This is a genomic window from uncultured Ellagibacter sp., assembly GCF_934643285.1.
Classification (GTDB): domain Bacteria; phylum Actinomycetota; class Coriobacteriia; order Coriobacteriales; family Eggerthellaceae; genus Ellagibacter.
This window is the reverse complement of sequence record NZ_CAKUBT010000006.1, coordinates 13,975-31,468: the sequence shown is the minus strand read 5'-3', so window position 1 is coordinate 31,468 and position 17,494 is coordinate 13,975. Positions and strand designations below refer to the sequence as shown.

Here is a 17,494-nt window from a genome sequence, read left to right as displayed (position 1 = left end):
CTTGTTCTAGTAATGATTCTGTGATAGACTAGCCTTCCCGAAACAGGGGAAGGCTAGTTTTTATTTGGCGCCGGGCGTGGGGGGCTTGTTAGCTGCCTCCTCTTGGTGAAGGACGTGGTGCTCTGATGTCAACGCATCTTCAAAATATCGAAGGCCTGGAAATGGAAGGCAAGCTGCCGGAGGTTCGCTTGTCCAACACGCCGTTTCAGGTCGTCTCGCCGTACGAGCCAGCGGGCGACCAGCCCAAGGCGATTGAAGAGCTTGCCCGCGGCATCGAAGAGGGCATGCGCTACCAAACGCTTCTAGGCGTCACGGGCTCGGGCAAGACGTTCACCATGGCGAAAACCATCGAAGCGGTCCAAAAGGCCACACTTGTCCTCGCCCCCAACAAGACGCTTGCCGCGCAGCTCGCAAGCGAGCTCAAGGAATTCTTCCCGAACAACTCGGTGGTTTACTTCGTTTCCTACTACGACTATTACCAGCCCGAGGCATACGTCCCCTCTTCCGACACCTTCATCGAGAAGGACGCCTCAATCAACGAGGAGGTCGAGAAGCTGCGCCATGCGGCCACGTCAGCTTTGCTTTCGCGTCGCGACTGCATCGTGGTCGCCTCGGTGAGCTGCATCTACGGCATCGGCAGCCCGATGGATTACGCGGGGCTGGCCGTCTTTCTCGACAAGGAGAAGCCGGCCGAGCGCGACGACGTCATCCACGAGTTGATCGACATCCAATACGATCGCAACGATTACGAGCTCAAACGCGGCACCTTCCGCGTTCGCGGTGACTCACTCGACGTGTTCCCGCCATATGCCGACAACCCCATCCGCGTGGAGTTCTGGGGTGACGAGGTTGAGACGATTGCCGAGATCGACAACGTCACGGGCGAGGTTCTCAACGAATACGAGGCCCTTCCTATTTGGCCTGCTTCCCACTACGTTACCGCACGTCCGAAACTTGATCGGGCAATCGGCACTATCCAAGACGAACTGCGCGAGCGATTGCGGCAGTTCAAGGAGGAAGGCAAGCTTCTCGAAGCGCAGCGCTTGGAGATGCGCACGAATTACGACCTGGAAATGATCGAGACGATGGGCTTCTGCTCGGGAATCGAGAATTACTCGCGCCATCTTGACGGGCGCGCTCCAGGCGAGCCCCCGTATACGCTCATCGACTACTTCCCGAAAGACTTTCTGTGCATCATCGACGAGAGCCACGTCACGGTGCCGCAGATTCGCGGCATGCACGAAGGAGACCGCTCGCGCAAGATTACGCTTGCCGAACACGGTTTTCGCCTGCCGAGCTGCCTGGACAACCGACCGCTGCGCTTTGACGAGTTCGAGGATCGCGTCCCGCAGTTCGTTTATGTGTCAGCGACGCCCGGCGACTACGAAGAGAAGGTGAGCCAGCAGACGGTCGAGCAGATCATTCGCCCGACCGGCTTGCTCGACCCCGAAATCATCGTGCGCTCAAGTGCGAGCCAGATCGACGACATCATCGACGAGGCGAGGGAGCGGGCAGAGCGCGACGAACGTACGCTTATCACCACGCTCACCAAGAAGATGGCGGAAGATCTGACCGACCACCTCCTCGATCGCGGCCTGAAGGCGCGCTACATGCATTCCGACATCGCCACGCTCGAGCGCGTCGAGATTCTCAGCGCGCTCAGGCGCGGCGAGTTCGACACGCTTGTGGGCATCAACCTTCTGCGCGAGGGCCTCGACTTGCCCGAGGTGTCGCTCGTGGCCATCCTCGACGCCGACAAGGAAGGCTTCCTGCGCAACTACCGCTCACTCATCCAGACGATCGGCCGCGCGGCTCGAAACGCGAATGGCCAGGTCATCATGTATGCCGACAAAACGACGGACTCCATGGACAAGGCTATCGCCGAGACGAGGCGCCGTCGTGCCATCCAAATGGCCTACAACGAGGAGCACGGCATCACGCCGCAGACTATCCGCAAGAAGGTCAGCGACATCATGAGTTCGGTTGCGGAAATATCGAATACGACGGCCGAGCAGGTGAACAAGGAGCTCGCCTCGCTGTCGAGGGAAGAGGTACTCCGCGTCATCTCAAGCATGGAAGACGACATGGCGGCGGCATCGCGCGAGATGGATTTCGAGCGGGCGGCGAGCTTGCGCGATCAAGTGGTGCAGCTGAAGGCCCAGTTCGAAGGCTCAAGCGAGGACGACGTGTTGAAGGAGTTGAAGCGAAGCGCTCGAAAGGGGAGCGCGTTCGGCAATCGCAAGAACGCAGCCTATGGTTCGAGCCGCAGAAGCTAGGCGCGCGGCGGGCTGCGAGGGACGGCAGTTGGGCGATGCGCGCCTTGTCGAAGCGCTGCGGATGGCCGCAGGCTCTCAAGCGCGATATCGTGTTGGCAGTGTGCGTTCTGGTAACGATGGGCGGACTCGGCGTGCGTTGGCAGGCGACGGATTCCCTTGCTTAGAGCTCGTCGGTGTCGAGCCAGATGGTGAAGGGCCCGTCGTTAACTAGCGATACCTCCATCATCGCGGCGAACTCGCCCGTCTCGACGCGAGGTACGTCCTTGCGCGCCTGGGAGACGAACAGCTCGTAGAGGCGTTTCGCTTCGGTGGGCGCGCCTGCGTCGGCGAAGGAGGGGCGATTCCCCTTCTTGCAGCTAGCGTAAAGGGTGAATTGGGAAACGACGAGCACCTCGCCCGACACATCGGCGAGCGAAAGGTTCGTCTTGCCCGCCTCGTCTTCAAAGATGCGCATCTTCGAGATTTTGCCCCACAGCTTGTCGACCTGCGCTTCGGTGTCGTTCGTGCCGACGCCGAGCAGGATGAGCAACCCGGTGCCGATAGACCCGACGGTTTTCCCGTCGATATCGACCTGGGCATGGGTGACTCGTTGGATAAGGGCGCGCATGGATGCTCCTTTGGATTCGCGGGCAATGAGTGAAAGTGTACTACGACATGCCTTCTTTAGCATCTTTGAAAAACGGAAACATTTGTTCGAAAAAGATGACGAATCATAGGGTATACTGTGCGGCAAGAAAGACGAGGCTCGGCCGTTAGGCCGCAGTGCCCTGCGCTGGGATTTGAGGAAGTCGCCTCAGGCGTCGAGGTGCGAGGCGTCGCGGCGTGCGGGAAGCTGCCTCGGCACCGCGTTGCACAGTGCAGGGCAAGTTCGGGAAAGATAGGAGATGCGATGATCGACGAAATCCATGTCAGTAACGTGGCGCTCATTCGGGACGCGTCCTTTTCCCCTTCTCGCGGGCTCACTGCAATCACCGGCGAAACGGGGGCGGGAAAGACGGCGCTCCTTTCGGCATGCAAGCTCCTTGTTGGCGAGCGTGCAGACAAAACCGCAGTTCGTGAAGGTTCTGACGGCCTATCGGTCGAAGGCCGTCTCTTCTTCGACAGCATTGCCGACATCCCCGAGGGGGTAGAGCTCGAAGATGGCGAGGCGGTTGTTTGCCGTCGTGTCAGCATTGACGGCCGCTCCCGTGCGTCGATCAACGGCCACATGGCAAGTGCGAAGGAAATCGCCCGCCTCGTCGCGCCGACGCTCGATCTGTGCAGTCAACATGAGCACCAGGCCCTTATGCGCCCCGCAACGCATCTTTCCCTGCTTGACGCTTGGGCGAGGGATTCCATTAGCGAGGCTCACGCCAACTACCTTTTGGCATTCGAAGCGGCGAAGCGCGCCGCTGACGAGCTTTCGCGCGTAAAAGCTGCTGGTGAGGCGTCGACGGCGAGGCTCGACGAGGCCCGCTTCACGCTCCAGCGCATCGACTCGGTCGGCGTTTCTGACGAAGGGGAATACGAGGAGCTTGCCGCGCGTCTCGAGAAGGCGGAAAACGCGGAATCGCTCGTGTCCGCAACGAACTGTGCCTACGAATCGCTTTCGGGCGAGGGGGGCGCCATCGATGCGCTCGATGCGGCGGCAAGCGCGCTCGAAGGTGTGTCGGCGTACGACAAGACGCTTGCGGATCTGGCGAGCTCGTTGCGCGAGTCGAGCTACGTGCTCGAGGACGTCTCCCGCGAGGCGCTGTCGTATCGCGATTCGGTCGAGTTCGACTGCGACGCGCTTGAGGAGGCTCAGGAACGCATGGCGGCGCTTCAAGGGCTCCTTCGCGCGTTCGGTCCTCGGCTTTCAGACGTTATCGCTGCGCGCGAGGAGGCGGCGGAGCTGGTCTCCCTCGTCGACGATGCGGAGGAGCGGGAGCGGGCGGCAGTTCGGGCCCTCGAGGCGGCAGAACGGGAACTTGTCGAAGCGGCGTCGGCGCTCGATGCGGCCCGTCGTAAGATGGCGCCGCGCTTTGCCCAGGCTGTTTCGAAGGTGATGGCGCGCCTTGAAATGGGCAGCGCATCCCTGGAATGCGAAGTGGGCGAGCTTCCGCGTGAGAAGTGGACGAAGGAAGGCCCCCATCAGGTTGAATTTATGTTTCGTCCCGGAAGCGGCATGCAGGCCCGCCCGCTTGCGCGCATCGCGTCGGGTGGCGAGGTCAGCCGCGTGATGCTCTCCATCAAGGTGGCGCTCGGCGAGGCGGACAGCGTCGACACGCTCCTCTTCGACGAGGTCGATGCTGGTGTCGGCGGTGCGACGGCGGTGGCTCTTGCCTCCGTTCTCGCCGATTTGGCAAAGACTCACCAGGTGATCGTGGTCACGCATCTGGCGCAGGTTGCTGTTGCCGCCGATGTCCACTATGTCGTGCGCAAGACCCAAGGGGATGTACCCGAGACCTCGCTCTCGGTCGTGTCGGGGGAAGAGAGGGCGTCCGAAATTGCACGCATGCTCTCGGGCGATGTGACGGAAACCTCGCTTGCCCACGCGCGCGAGATGCTGCATAACGCTACTGGCGAGTAGCGCTAACGCTGTTGGAAGCAGGCCTGCCAGGCGCGCTTCCCGCATCGGCCCGCGTATTCACCCGAGCATTCTCGCATGCTTTCGCCCGCGGGCTCTGGCTTAAAGAAAAAAGGTGGCCATCTGGAAGTTTTCCCAGATGGCCACCTTGGTTTCGCGCCGTTCTAATTGTCTTCTGCGCGTTGCCTGTTGTTCAGGGAGCCAGAGACCATGCCGCTTGCTATCTCGCGGCTCGCTACTTGCTCACGCTCGAATCCGCGGGCGGGTCGTATTGCAGAAGCTCGCTTATCGTGACGAAGCGATAGCCCTCCTGCTTCAGCTGGGGAAGGGCTTTCTTCAGCGCTTCCACGGTTTGCGAGCGGTCGCCGCCGCCGTCGTGCATGAGGATGACGCTTCCCGGCTTCGCTTTCATGATGCGGCTCGCGATGGTATCCGCTCCCGGGCGCCGCCAGTCTTCGGTGTCAACGTTCCATCCGATCTCGGCATCGATGTAGGGTTGCAGCGTCCAAACGATATCGCCCTTGAAGTTGCCACCGGGCGCGCGCATGATGCGGACGGGGTCTTCGCCGATGACGTCCTTGATTGCCTGAAAGCCCTTCTCAACTTCTTGAATCTGCTCGTCGGCGGTCATGTACGTCAAGTTCACACCCTGCCCGCTGCCAGCAGCGTGGTCCCACGTGTGCGTGCAGATTTCGTGGCCCTCGTCGTGCGCGCGCTTCACCACATCAGAGTGGTCGGCGATTTGCTTGCCGATGGTGAAGAACGTCGCGTGCGCGTCATTCTCCTTCAGGACGTCGAGGATCTCAGCCGTCGTGTCCTTCCAAGGGCCGTCGTCGAAGGTGAGTGCGATCACCTTGTCGTCGCCGGTGTTCGCGGTGTAGATCTTGTATTCCTCGTTCACTGCGGGAGTTGTGTCCTCGGTCACGGTTTTACCGGAAACCTTGCCGGTTTTCGTCGTGCGCACGCCGTTCTGGCCGTCGATGTACACATGCAGCGAGCCGTTCCAGTAATTGTTGTCCTCGACGCGCTCGTAAGGAATTTCTTCGGTGGACGAATCGTAATCCTCCGTGACGTCGGCGCCGTTTTGGATTTCGACGGCGTCTCCCTTCCTGACCTTCTTCGAGCCGTCGTTGGTGGCGTTCCCGTTGATGGTCGCGGCGAAGCGGTCGCCGCCGCCCTCGGTGATGACGCTCGAGTCAACGGCGAGCAGGTTGCCCGCCGTCGGGGAGGCAAGTCCGTCGTCGATAAGCTTGTCAATCGTCGTGCCGTTGGAGACGGTGTGTTTCGCTCCGTTTACGGTGATGTCGAAAGTGGGCGGGTTCAAAACGAAGAACACACCGATGCCGATGGCGATGATGAGCACCGCCATAACGCCGATGGCAACAGGACCGGGGCGCTTCGAGCGGCGCTCGGTGTAGCGGGAGTAATCGTTGTAGACGGCGGCGTTGGCAGGGTTGTTCCGGTTCGCCTGCGCGCGAGAGCGATTGTACGACGCGGGTCGCACGTTCCCCTGAGCAGTGGGTCGATTCGCCGATGAGCTGGCATGATTGCGCGAAGGCGCACCCTGGCGCATGTGCTGGCGAGGGTTCTGAGAGGGGGCGCGATGCGGCGCGGGCTCGTGCCCAGCTTGCGATGCGCTCCGCGGTCTGGGGGCACCCTGCTGATGGGCGCCTGTTTGCTGTCGGGTGTCAGCGGGGCGCCTGTTCGAAGAGACGTGCCGGGCGTCGTTCCCGGTGGTGCGATGATTCGGGTTTGCGTCAATTCGCCTTCTCGATGAATTTTCCCCAGGCTGCCGACTGTCCCGATAATGGTCTCGGCTAAATTGATCCGTCATGGCGTAAAAGTGCTCCTTATGTAACTGAAGTGCGGACGGACACGCAAATTTCCGCACCTGGAAACGATTATACGCATTCGCGCTGGGTTATGCCGCGTGGCGCTCCATTTCCGAAATATTCAAAAATAATTCTTGACATGTCGCTACGCTCTGCTAAAGTGCAACTCACAACTTAATACGTTGAAACCGATGAGGCGAAGATCAAGCCGTTAAAGCGCTTACAGAGAGCGGGCGTTGCTGGAAGTCCCGTAGAGATGCTGAGCGGTAAATGGATCGCCGAGGGAAAGGGGAAAGGTTGTAAGCCCGCAAGGGAAGCAGCTGAGTATCTGGACCGTGAGCCTGCGTTAAGGGCAGAACATGTGTTGGCATGTTCGTGAGAGGGTTTCCTATGGGAAATCAATAAAGGTGGCACCGCAGATTTCGAATCTGTCCTTTATCTCAAAGGACAGATTTTTTTATTTTGCGGACAGATTGCCACCCGAGATGATTCCCGGGCGATTCCTCATTCGCGTCCAAGCCGGCAAACCGAAAAGTCCGGGGACGGACGAAGACAGGCGGAAAACCGCCAAGAAAGGAATGAGGAATCATGACCGAGAACATTGCAGCAGCGAAGCGCACCATCGCCACCGACCAGAAGAAAGACGGCCTGTCCGTTCGGGACCTTATCTTGGTCGCCGTGCTTATTGCCGCGGGCGCCGTGCTGAAGCTCACCGTTTCGAGCTTTCTCAACTTCGCCGGCATGAAGCCGAACTTCATGATCGCTATGTACTGCCTAGCGATCATCCTCACGCGGCCGAAAATCTACCAATCGGTTGTCATCGGCCTGCTCGTCGGCGTGGTGAGCCAAATCCCCATGCTGAATGCGACGCCGCTGGTGAACATCGCGTCTGAAATGGTCGGCGCGCTTGTATGCGGCATTCTCGTCACCGTGCTTGCCAAGGCGGCGCGCGACAACAAGACCTGCCAAAACGTTGTCTTCCCGATTATCATCACCTTCATCTCCACCGTTTTCTCGGGCTATACCTTCGCGATGATCGTCGGCGTTGCCGTTGCGCACCTTGACCCGCTTGCCGTCTTCGGGGTGTACGCCGTCATGGTGCTTGGAACCGCGACGATGAACGCGGTGCTCGCTGCGATCCTCACCCCGGTCCTGCGCGCGGTTTTGAAGCGCTAGATTGCTCAGTCTGCTAGAAGGGCTATCACTGCGAAGGACATCCCATGATTGAGATTTCACAGTTATCGTTTCGCTATCGGGAGGGGGCCGAGCCCATCCTCAAGGGGATCGACCTCTCCATCCCCGACGGCGCGTTCGTCGGCGTCACGGGTGCCGCGGGCAGCGGGAAGTCGACGCTCACCTACGCAATCAACGGCATCATCCCGCACTGCTACCCAGGCGACTTCTACGGCAGCGTCTGCGTCGACGGGGTCGATACGTGTGAAGCGTCGCTCACGGACATAAGCCGCCTGGTCGGAAGCGTCTGCCAGGACATCGACTCGCAGATGGTGTCATCGGTGGTCGAAGACGAGGTGCTCTACGGCCTGGAGAACTTCGGCGTGCCTAAGGCTGAGATTCCCGCGCGGGTCGACGAGGCGCTCGCCGCTATGGGCATCGCCGACTTGCGCGACCGGAGCATCGCCGAGCTTTCCGGTGGTCAGAAGCAGAAGGTCGCGGTCGCGTCGGTGCTCGCGCTGAAGCCGCGCGTGCTCGTGCTCGACGAGCCGACGGCTGAGCTTGACCCCGCGTCGTCGGTTGCCGTGTTCGACCTGCTCAAGCGCTACTCGGTCGAACATGGGACAACCATTATCGTGGTCGAACAGAAAATCGCCCTGCTCTCCGAGTACGCCGACACGCTCGTTATCGTCGACGAGGGGGAGATTCGCTTTTGCGGCACTCCCCACGAGGTGCTTGAGCATTCCGACGAGCTTCTCGAGATCGGGGTGAACTGCCCGCGCTCGACGAGCCTTGTCAACAGGCTGCGCGCCCGCGGGCTGGTGTGCGGGCCGGCGGTATGCACCGTCGAGGGCGCCGTTGCCGCGTGCAAGGGGCTTCTTACGGGGAAGGAGGTTCTCGCATGATTGAGTTTCGCCAGGTGAGCGCTTCATACGATGGGGAGCTTGCCATTTTGTACGACGTGAGCTTCGCGGTGGACGATGGGGATTTCGTCGCCTTCGTCGGAACGAACGGCGCGGGGAAATCCACCACGATGCGCCTGATCAACGGCCTTTTGAAGCCGACATCAGGCGAGGTCCTGATTGACGGGGTGCCGACCTCGCAGCTGAAAACGAGCGAGCTCGCCTCGAAGGTGGGCTTCCTGTTCCAAAACCCCGATCGGCAGATTTGCTGCAAGACGGTGCGCGAGGAGCTGCTGTTCGGCTTTGTTGCCCAGGGTCGCGCAGATGCTGACGCTGAGGCAAAGGTCGACGCGATGATCGAGCGCTTCGGGTTCGACGGCGATGCCGAGCCCTTTCTCTTGAACCGCGGGACGCGCCAGCTTTTGGCACTCGCGTCGATCATCGTGCTCGAGCCGCCTATCGTCGTGCTCGACGAGCCCACGACGGGCCTTGATTTCCGCGAGTGCGCCAAGGTGATGGAGGTGGTCTCCGATCTGAACGCCCTCGGCACCACCGTTGTCATGGTATGCCACGACATGGAGGTTGTCGGCGACTACGCAACACGCGTGATCGCCATGACCGCAGGTCAGGTTGTTGCCGATGGTGCGACGTTCGACGTGCTTCGCGATGCGGACGTGCTTTCCCGCGCGCATCTTTTGCCGCCGCAAATCGTCGAGGTGTCGATGCGGCTTGTGCAGGAAGGCGCGGTTTCGCCCGCATCTCCTGTCGCATGCGCGAACACGCTTGACGACATGGAGCGTGCGCTCGCGGATGAAGTTGGCGCGCGCGGGGAAGGAGATGTCGAATGAAGGGATTCCTCGAATACGTGCCGGGCGAGAGCTTTTTGCACACCATGAATCCGGTAGCGAAGCTCGCGGCAGCATTTCTGCTGGTCATTGTCTGTTTTACGACAAGCAACTTCATCCTTTTGGCCGTGGTGATCGTGCTCGATGTTGTCATGGCCGTGCAGTGCAAGATGGTCCCGCAGACGATCGGCCTGGCAAAAGCAGTCGCCGCGTTTTCTGTCGTCCTCGCGCTCATTGCGCTTCTGTTCACGCCGCAGGGCGACGTGCTCGCGCCCCTGCCCTGGGGCTATATCGGCACGGTGAGCGTGCTGAACGCCGTGCTCATTGTGGTGCGCCTGGTTGCCTGCGCGGTGCCGCTGTTCCTCGTGTTCTATGTGACCAAGCTCACCGACATGGCGAATGCGCTGGTCAAAGTGTTGCATGTGCCGTACAAGTATGCCTTTACCTTCATGTCGACGGTGCATTTCATCCCCGTGTTCATGAACGACATGGCGGGCATCATGGAGGCGCAGACGGCGCGCGGCGTGGAGTTCGATGGCGGCCTCGTGAAAAAGGTGCGGCTCATGATTCCCCTGTGCGTGCCGCTTCTGGTGTCGTCGGTGCGCAAGACGAATAGCGCCGCCATCGCCGCCGAGGTGCGCGGTTTCAACCTGCGCACACGCGAGAGCGGCTTCAAGGAGTACCCCTTCTCAGGCACCGACTTCGCCGTAATGGTCGCCTGCGCGTTGCTGCTTGTTGCGGCAATCGTGCTCGGCGTGCTGCTGTAGGCGGACGGCTGTCGCTGGTTGGCGCGGTGTTCGGCATCTAAGCCAGGCGGCCCGCAGCGCCAATGAATAGTGTTGCGGGCGGTTGGCGGTTCGCGGAAACGAGGAAAGCCTCCGTAACCGGCGGCCGCCTGGGCTCCGCGGGAGCAAGACGCCTGCTTCGTGGTCAACTGAGCGAGTTGTGCACTGTTGGATTGTCGAAATCGGGCCGTTTCAGCGCCGCCAACCCAACCTTGCGTGGCCCGAATCGGCGTTTTCCCAGGTCGGCAAAAGTCGCGCTTTCGTCCAGCCCGAATGCAGGCGCGCACAGCTCGTCCAGTTGACCACCAACTACGGGTTTGCCTCTATTCGCCGAGGATCTCGCGGTAGGTCTGCTCGTCTTTCTCGGTGTACACGTCGAAAATGACGTGCATATCGGCCCTGGGGTTGGCGTCAAGCCAGGCCCGCACCGTGTCGACGGCGATGTGGGCGGCTTCTTCTTGCGGGAACCCGAATACGCCGGTGGAGATGCAGCAGAAGGCGATGGACTTGCAGCGTCGCTCCGCCGCTGCGTCAAGGCAGTTCCGATAGCTTGCGGCAAGGAGTCGCTTGTGCTGCTCGGTGGGCTTCCCGTTTTCCACAATCGGCCCAACGGTGTGGATGACCAGGCTCGATGGCAGGTTGTATGCCGAAGTGACTTTCGCCTGGCCGGTAGGTTCCTCATGACCTTGCGCCCTCATGATCGCCGCGCACTCGATGCGCAGCTGCACGCCCGCAAACGTGTGAATCGCGTTGTCGATGCAGTAATGGCCAGGCACCCAGCATCCCAGGAGCTGCGAATTCGCGGCGTTCACGATGGCGTCGGCCGCCAGTGTGGTGATGTCTCCGCGCCATACGGCGAAGCGCGGGTCGCTCTCGCACGGGGGGATGAGCCCAGCGTAGGTGATGCCTTCCTCGTCGATGATTGCGTGCAGCAGTTTGTCCTGCTTGGCGAGGAACTCGCCGCTCACGTGCTCGGGCAGGCGCGTGTTGCACAGCGCGCGGAAAAGGTCCCACGCCTCGCCGAAAGTTCCGGGAATGGGGCAGGTCGCGAGCTCGTCGCCGGTGTTCGTGCGCTCTTCTTGCAGCTCGGTGATGAGGAAACGAAGGTCTTCTTCGATGGTGGACATGGCGTGCTCCTTATCGTCGTTTGCGGAAATCCTATCATAAGCTGCGCGAAGAGGGCCGACTCACGCTGCCCTTGCCGCTCAAAAGCGTTTGAGCGGGCACAGCTTCCGTGTAAAGTGATAGACTGCATCTAGTATTAAATCGAAGCAGGTATCTTTGCTGATTCGAAGGATCGAGACCGAGGAGGTCGCATGGACTACCAGGCATACTATCGCAAAGTCGAAGACGGCAACTATCAGGCATACTACGACGCAATCGCCGCCGCCGAGCCGCGCGATCCGCAGGCGACCGCCCGCACGCGCGATGCGGATGGCACGATTCCGGGGCAGGCTCGCGAGCGCATGTTCAACATCGCGGGCGAGATCCAGAACACGTCGCGGGAGTTCGGCGTGCCCTTGCCGCCGCTTCTGGAAGGCTGCACGGTGGTCGATCTGTGCTGCGGCTCGGGCCGCGACACCTATCTTGCGGCACAGCTCGTGGGGCCCTCGGGCAAGGTCATCGGCGTCGAGCCGAACGCCGTCCGCATGCGCATCGGCGAGAAGTACCTGGAAAAGGAGATGAAGCAGTTCGGCTACGATGCCCCTAACGTGGAATTCCACGCTGGTTGCCCGGAGGATCTCTCTTTTGTCCCCGACGGCAGCGTCGATGTGGTCATCTCGAACTGCACGTTCAACGAATCCCCTGATAAAGCGCGCTATATTGCAGAGGTGCGACGCATTCTGCGGGAAGGCGGCGAGTGGTATTTCACCGATGTGTTCGCCGACCGCCGCATGCAGAGGGAAATCTCCGACAACATCGACAACGTCGCGCTTCGCCTGGGCGGCGCCATGTATATCAACGATTTCCGCCGCATCGCGCAGCAGCTCGGCTTCAACGATCCGCGCTACTTGATTACCAACAAGACGCCGGTGACCGAGAAGGAGGCTGCGCTGTTCGACGGCACGTCGTTCGCGACGATCACCTGCCGTTTGGTGAACACTCCCTACACTTCCGACGTGTGCGAAGATTACGGCGAGTTCGTCACCTACAAGGGCGGCCTGCCCGACTTCCCCGACTATTTCCTGTTCGACAAGGACATCAAGTTCGGGGTGGGGGAGAGACGTCACGTGTGCAACAACGTGACGAGCCTGGTCATCCCCGAATTCGGCGGGCGCTATGCAGCCGTGTTCGACTATGAGGGCAGCCGCAATCGCCATGCGGGCGACACCCATGGCGACCACATCATCAAGGTCGCGCCCGACTTTGATGGTGTTGTCGACGAAGACGACCAGCCGGTGCGCGTGTCCTGCTGCTAATACTGGTAGAATAGAAGGACTTGCAGGGGCCGCGCGGGAAGACGCGGCCCCAATCACGATAGAAGGAGCATTCACGTGGACAAGATCCGCTTTATGGTGGTGAGCGGCTTTTTGGGAGCCGGCAAGACCACGACCATGATCGCGCTTGCGGAATACATGGATCGCAACATCGGGAAGACGGCTATTATCGCGAACGACCTGGGCGCGAACCTCGTGGACACGAGCCTCACGCAGACGTCGGGTTGCACGGTCGCGGAGATCGGCAACGACTGCATCTGCTATCAGATGGACAACACGGTCGACCAGATTCGCCGCCTGCGCGACAAGGAAGGCGCCACGTTCGTCATGAGCGACATCCCCGGTTGCGGCGTCGGCGCGCTCGACCATGTGTACCACACGCTGCATGACAACAACGCCGACGAGTTCACTCTCTCGCCGTTCATGGTGATGGTTGACCCCGAGCGCCTGCGCATGATCATGCCCGAGCATGCCGATATCAACCTGCCCGAAGAGCTGGTCTACCTGCTGAAACTGCAGCTCGAAGAGGCAGACCTCATCGTGCTTAACAAAATCGACCTGCTCGACGAGCCCACGATCGAGCGCTACATGGGCTTTTTGCACGAGGCGTGCCCCGACATTCCCGCGATGAAGATCTCGGCCAAGGACAAGACCGGCATTCCCGAGCTGGCCGAGTACCTCACGACGCACGAGACTGCGCTCAAGAACTTCTCGGTGCGCAACAACCAGGAGTTTGCCGATGCGGAAGCGAAACTCACCTGGTATAACCGCCGTCTGTACCTGAAGACGAAGGACGGTTCCAAGATCGACTGCAACGCGGTGGTCGACGACCTGATCGAGGGCATCCGCATGGGGCTCATCGAGCGCAAGCGGAACGTACCGCACCTGAAGACGTTCGCGACTTCGGGAAACGGCGACTTCAACAAGGCGTCGCTCATCGGCGTGGACTACGACACCGAATACGCTCAGGAATTCCTGCGCGACCACAAGAACATGCGCATGATCATCAACGCCCGCGCCGTTTGCGAGTCGCGTCCGCTCGCCCGCCTCATGGACGACGCGCTCGACGAGGTGTGCGACAAGTACGATCTTGACTGCCAGGTGTTCTTCACCGAGTGCTTCGGCATGGCGGACGAAGGTCGGTAGCCCATTCCAGGTTGCGCGAAGGCCGCGGCAACGTTCAGTCGCTCGGCAGTCCTGCTCGCGCGAACAGCCCACTGGGCTGTTCGGCTCGTGCGGAACTCGCTTTGTGAACGCCGCCGGCGTTTCCGCTTGGGGTGTGGCTTATCTCTTTATAAAAATAGATGCTTCCTGTGATATTGCTTTTCTAGAGGGGAACAATGACAGACGAGAAGAACGACATTCGCGCTCAGGTGCGCGAGTATTACGGCAAGACGTTGGGCGGCTCCGACGACTTGAAGACCAACGCATGCTGCTGCGCGACCGAACGTCCGCCGAAGTACGTGCTCGACGTGATGCCCGACATCGCCGACGAGATCGTCGAGCGCTTCTATGGGTGCGGCTCCCCGATTCCGCCGGCGCTTACCGGCGCGACGGTGGTCGATTTAGGCTGCGGCACGGGGCGCGATGTGTACGTGCTCTCGAAGCTCGTGGGGCCGACCGGGCGCGTTATCGGCGTCGACATGACTCCCGAGCAGCTTGCCGTTGCACAGAAATACCAAGACGAGCAAGCGGAAAAGTTCGGGTTCGAACATTCCAACGTGGAGTTCAAGGCGGGCTTCATCGAGGACTTGGAAGAGCTCGGCATCGAGGACGGCACGGTTGACCTGGTCGTCTCCAATTGCGTGATCAACCTGACGCCGTTTAAGGACCAGGTGTTCTCCGAAATCTACCGCGTGCTGAAGCCCGGCGGCGAGCTGTACTTCTCCGACGTGTTCTGCGACCGCCGCATGTCCGATGAGCTGCGCGCCGACCCGGTGCTTCGCGGCGAGTGCTTGGGCGGCGCGATGTACATCGACGACTTCCGCCGCATGCTGGCCAAGCACGGCTGGAAAAGCTACGTGTGCACCGCAGTGGAGGACATCCACGTCTCCGACCTGGCGCTCGAGACGAAGCTCGGGTTCACGTCGTTCACCTCGCGCACGGTGCGCGCCATCAAGGCGGAGGGCTTGGAAGACGCCGAGGAGAATTACGGCCAGGTCGCGCGCTATCTGGGCGGGATGCCCGAGATGCCGCGTTACTTCGACCTGACCGAGGAGCTGCGCCTCATCAAAGGCCGCGAGTACGCCGTGAGCGGGAATTTGGCGGCCATGCTCGAGCAGTCGCGCTACGGGAAATACTTCGAGGTGACGCCCCGCGGCGCGCATCGCGGCGGGTTCGACCTCGCCCGCGCCCAGCAGGCGCTTGAGATGCGCCGCGGCAAGCGCAAGGCCGACCTCGATTATTTGAACAAGGCGTGCGAGCGCTGCGGCATTCCCTCGTTCTACGATCGCGTGAACCTGCCCGATATCCTGCAGGCGAACGAGCGACCTGCGACGATGCAGGTGAACATCACCTACGCGTGCAACCTTGCGTGCCGTCATTGCTACCTGGAGTGCGGGCCGAAGAACACCGAGGCTATGTCGCGCGAGACGATGGAGCAGATTCTTGCCGCCTTCAAGACGGGCGGTTACAAGACGCTCGACGTGACGGGCGGCTCGCCTGAGCTGCACCCCGACTGCGAGTGGTTCTTGCGCGAAGGCGCCAAGCTCGCCGAGAAGGTGATCGTCCGCACGAACCTGACGCTTGAGGAGAAGCCGGAATACGAGCATTTCCTGGACGTGTTTGCCGAGGTGGGGGCCGATGTGTGCGTGTCGCTTCCGTATTTCGACGCCGAAAACGCCGACAACCAGCGTGGACGCGGCGTCTTCAAGCGCGCGGTCGCGAACATCCGCAAGCTTAATGAGCGTGGGTATGGGCGCGAGGGCGGCCCCGAGCTGGAAATCGTCTACAACGTGGCGGGCCCGTTCCTGCCGCCGCCGCAAGAGCTTCTGGCGGACGCCTATCGCGTGAAGCTGACCGAGCAGCAGGGCATCGACTTCAACGAGCTGTATGCCTTCAATAACTTCCCGCTTGGCCGTTTCGCGATGGATTTGGCGGACGCGGGACTCACCGACGAGTACCTGAAGCTGCTCCATGACAACTTCAACGCGTTCGCCGTGGGCAAGATTATGTGCCGTGACCAGGTGAACGTCGACATCGACGGGCGCCTGTACGACTGCGAGTGCAACCATGTGCTCGAGATGCCTATCCAGATTGACGGGCGCGACGCGACGATTGCCGACATCGTGGATGCGCCGCTTCCCCCGCGCGAGGTTCGCACGAACCCGGTGTGCTACAGCTGCGCTGCCGGTGCCGGCTCGAGCTGCGGCGGCTCGCTGATCTAGCGGGGAAGGGGTACGCGCATTCTGGGCGCCCTGCAGGCTTGCTGGCTTGCGGGGCGCTCATGTTGTTTGCGCTGTTTTACTTGCCAGGAGAGTGCTGTTTGGTCATACTTGATTCCGCAAGGCGTCCCGGAAGGGACGTTTTTCATGTGGCGAAGCAACGCCGCACACATTCTATTGGCCGTTGGAAGGAAATTGGTGGGAACGCACTTTAGTGCATGTGAACAGGTGAAACGCTGGGTCTTCGCGATGTGTGCGTTGGCTTTGAGCGCTCTTCTCGCCGTGTCCCTTATCCCCGCTCCCGCGTTTGCCGACGATGTCTCCGATGCCCAGACGGCGCTCGATGCCGCTGAGGCCCAAATGAAGACCATCTCCGAAGAATACGATAAGATCAATGCCGAGCTCACCTCGATTCAGGGGCAGATCGATGCGACTGCCGCCGACGCGCTCGATGCCCAGCAGGCGGTGATTTCGGGTCGCGAAACGCTGAGCAACGCCGCCCGCAGCGAGTACCGCTCGCCCTCGGCGGGGTCGATGCTCATGCTGATCTTGGGATCGGCCTCCTTCGACGAGCTGACGCGCAACGTGGTGTACGCGGGTTCGATTCTGCAGGCGCAGGCTGACGAGGTTGAGGCGCAGAAGGACCGCGTCGCCACGCTCGAGGGCATCACTGCCGAGCTGAACACCCAGAAGGATTCGCAGACGCGCGCTTTAGGCGAGCTTGAAAAGACGAAGCAGGAAGCGGCGGCCGTCGTTTCGCAGGCCCAGTCGCAGCTGCAAAATGCCAAGGACGCGGAGGCCGATCGCCTTGCCGCACTCCAGGCGCAGGCGGCGAGCATGTCGAACTCCGGTTCGTCCGATCAAGGCGCGGGCGGGTCATCCACGCAGGTTTCCGACAAGGCGAACACCACGGATCGCCAGGAAGTCGTGCCCGATTCCACGCCGGTGGAGCCCAACCCTGAGCCGGCCCCCGATTCCGGTGCTGGCTGGAAGACGGGCATCGCCTCGGCGTACGGCGGCTCGACCGACCCCTACACTCCCAATCCCGGCACGACGGCGACGGGCGATGTGTGCGACGATTACTCGATGGGTGTGGCAATCCCGATGGCATGGCCGAATTTCAGCAGCTATTTCGGGCGCACCGTGCAGATTTCCTACGACGGCATGACGGTGTACGCCGTTATCAACGACTGCGGCGGCATGGGCGGCGGCAGCCGTTCGCTCGATTTGCAGCCCGGCGTATGGAAGGCCTTCGGGTATTCCTCCTGCGATGACTGGGGCCTTCGCACGGTGAGCTACCGTATTCTGTAGG

Annotated in this window: 13 protein-coding genes; 10 read left to right on the top strand and 3 right to left on the bottom strand. The window is 61.1% G+C overall.

Features of this window, described 5'->3' with window-relative positions; genetic code table 11:
- The first annotated feature begins 125 nt into the window (after positions 1-125).
- A complete protein-coding gene (gene uvrB, locus Q0I65_RS04670) occupies positions 126-2,276 on the top strand; it encodes an excinuclease ABC subunit UvrB (protein WP_296060486.1) in 2,151 nt (716 codons plus the stop codon).
- Positions 2,277-2,436: 160 nt separating this feature from the next.
- On the opposite strand, the gene dtd is transcribed toward uvrB, so the two are convergent.
- Positions 2,437-2,883: a D-aminoacyl-tRNA deacylase gene (gene dtd / locus Q0I65_RS04665; RefSeq protein WP_296060483.1), complete on the bottom strand. Its 447-nt coding sequence runs from the start codon at positions 2,881-2,883 to the stop codon at positions 2,437-2,439.
- 282 nt (positions 2,884-3,165) lie between these two features.
- Here dtd and recN point away from each other — a divergent pair, with 282 nt between their 5' ends.
- Complete coding sequence (recN, locus tag Q0I65_RS04660; RefSeq protein WP_296060479.1) at positions 3,166-4,827, top strand: DNA repair protein RecN; 1,662 nt, start codon at positions 3,166-3,168, stop codon at positions 4,825-4,827.
- A gap of 232 nt (positions 4,828-5,059) precedes the next feature.
- Here the strand turns inward: recN and Q0I65_RS04655 are convergent, their stop codons facing one another.
- Entirely contained in the window at positions 5,060-6,328 is a 1,269-nt protein-coding gene (locus Q0I65_RS04655) for a polysaccharide deacetylase family protein (RefSeq protein WP_296060476.1), read from the bottom strand.
- A gap of 916 nt (positions 6,329-7,244) precedes the next feature.
- On the opposite strand from Q0I65_RS04655, the gene Q0I65_RS04650 reads away from it, so the two are divergent.
- Genes Q0I65_RS04650 through Q0I65_RS04635 form a run of 4 tightly spaced genes read left to right on the top strand, consistent with a single transcriptional unit; the run spans position 7,245 to position 10,343 of the window.
- The gene (locus Q0I65_RS04650; RefSeq protein ID WP_296060473.1) at positions 7,245-7,832 is read left to right on the top strand and encodes a tryptophan transporter; all 588 of its coding nucleotides are present in this window, start codon (positions 7,245-7,247) and stop codon (positions 7,830-7,832) included.
- A 44-nt stretch (positions 7,833-7,876) separates the two neighbouring features.
- A complete protein-coding gene (locus tag Q0I65_RS04645; RefSeq protein WP_296060471.1) occupies positions 7,877-8,734 on the top strand; it encodes an ATP-binding cassette domain-containing protein in 858 nt (285 codons plus the stop codon).
- On the top strand, positions 8,731-9,579 hold the full coding sequence (locus tag Q0I65_RS04640) for an ABC transporter ATP-binding protein (RefSeq protein WP_296060470.1): 849 nt from the start codon (positions 8,731-8,733) through the stop codon (positions 9,577-9,579). The genes Q0I65_RS04645 and Q0I65_RS04640 overlap by 4 nt, the downstream gene beginning before the upstream one ends.
- A complete protein-coding gene (locus tag Q0I65_RS04635; protein ID WP_296060467.1) occupies positions 9,576-10,343 on the top strand; it encodes an energy-coupling factor transporter transmembrane component T in 768 nt (255 codons plus the stop codon). The genes Q0I65_RS04640 and Q0I65_RS04635 overlap by 4 nt, the downstream gene beginning before the upstream one ends.
- 341 nt (positions 10,344-10,684) lie before the next feature.
- Here the strand turns inward: Q0I65_RS04635 and Q0I65_RS04630 are convergent, their stop codons facing one another.
- Positions 10,685-11,488: a protein-ADP-ribose hydrolase gene (locus Q0I65_RS04630; protein ID WP_296060465.1), complete on the bottom strand. Its 804-nt coding sequence runs from the start codon at positions 11,486-11,488 to the stop codon at positions 10,685-10,687.
- Between the two features lie 189 nt (positions 11,489-11,677).
- Here Q0I65_RS04630 and Q0I65_RS04625 point away from each other — a divergent pair, with 189 nt between their 5' ends.
- The 4 genes from Q0I65_RS04625 to Q0I65_RS04610 all read left to right on the top strand — a co-directional run bounded on the left by Q0I65_RS04625 (position 11,678) and on the right by Q0I65_RS04610 (position 17,493).
- Positions 11,678-12,781, top strand: a complete 1,104-nt coding sequence (locus Q0I65_RS04625; RefSeq protein WP_296060460.1) for a methyltransferase domain-containing protein — start codon at positions 11,678-11,680, stop codon at positions 12,779-12,781.
- 75 nt (positions 12,782-12,856) lie between these two features.
- Positions 12,857-13,945, top strand: a complete 1,089-nt coding sequence (locus Q0I65_RS04620) for a GTP-binding protein (RefSeq protein WP_296060458.1) — start codon at positions 12,857-12,859, stop codon at positions 13,943-13,945.
- A 194-nt stretch (positions 13,946-14,139) separates the two neighbouring features.
- Positions 14,140-16,185, top strand: a complete 2,046-nt coding sequence (arsS, locus tag Q0I65_RS04615) for an arsenosugar biosynthesis radical SAM (seleno)protein ArsS (RefSeq protein ID WP_296060455.1) — start codon at positions 14,140-14,142, stop codon at positions 16,183-16,185.
- Between the two features lie 195 nt (positions 16,186-16,380).
- The gene (locus tag Q0I65_RS04610) at positions 16,381-17,493 is read left to right on the top strand and encodes a hypothetical protein (protein ID WP_296060454.1); all 1,113 of its coding nucleotides are present in this window, start codon (positions 16,381-16,383) and stop codon (positions 17,491-17,493) included.
- Position 17,494 lies beyond the last annotated feature (1 nt).

Bases quoted from the DNA above. Each gene is read 5' to 3' on its own strand.
- dtd (WP_296060483.1), bottom strand. From the start codon at position 2,883: ATGCGCGCCCTTATCCAACGAGTCACCCATGCCCAGGTCGATATCGAC.
- recN (WP_296060479.1), top strand. From the start codon at position 3,166: ATGATCGACGAAATCCATGTCAGTAACGTGGCGCTCATTCGGGACGCG.
- uvrB (WP_296060486.1), top strand. From the start codon at position 126: ATGTCAACGCATCTTCAAAATATCGAAGGCCTGGAAATGGAAGGCAAG.
- Q0I65_RS04645 (WP_296060471.1), top strand. From the start codon at position 7,877: ATGATTGAGATTTCACAGTTATCGTTTCGCTATCGGGAGGGGGCCGAG.
- Q0I65_RS04640 (WP_296060470.1), top strand. From the start codon at position 8,731: ATGATTGAGTTTCGCCAGGTGAGCGCTTCATACGATGGGGAGCTTGCC.
- Q0I65_RS04630 (WP_296060465.1), bottom strand. From the start codon at position 11,488: ATGTCCACCATCGAAGAAGACCTTCGTTTCCTCATCACCGAGCTGCAA.
- Q0I65_RS04625 (WP_296060460.1), top strand. From the start codon at position 11,678: ATGGACTACCAGGCATACTATCGCAAAGTCGAAGACGGCAACTATCAG.
- Q0I65_RS04635 (WP_296060467.1), top strand. From the start codon at position 9,576: ATGAAGGGATTCCTCGAATACGTGCCGGGCGAGAGCTTTTTGCACACC.
- Q0I65_RS04650 (WP_296060473.1), top strand. From the start codon at position 7,245: ATGACCGAGAACATTGCAGCAGCGAAGCGCACCATCGCCACCGACCAG.
- arsS (WP_296060455.1), top strand. From the start codon at position 14,140: ATGACAGACGAGAAGAACGACATTCGCGCTCAGGTGCGCGAGTATTAC.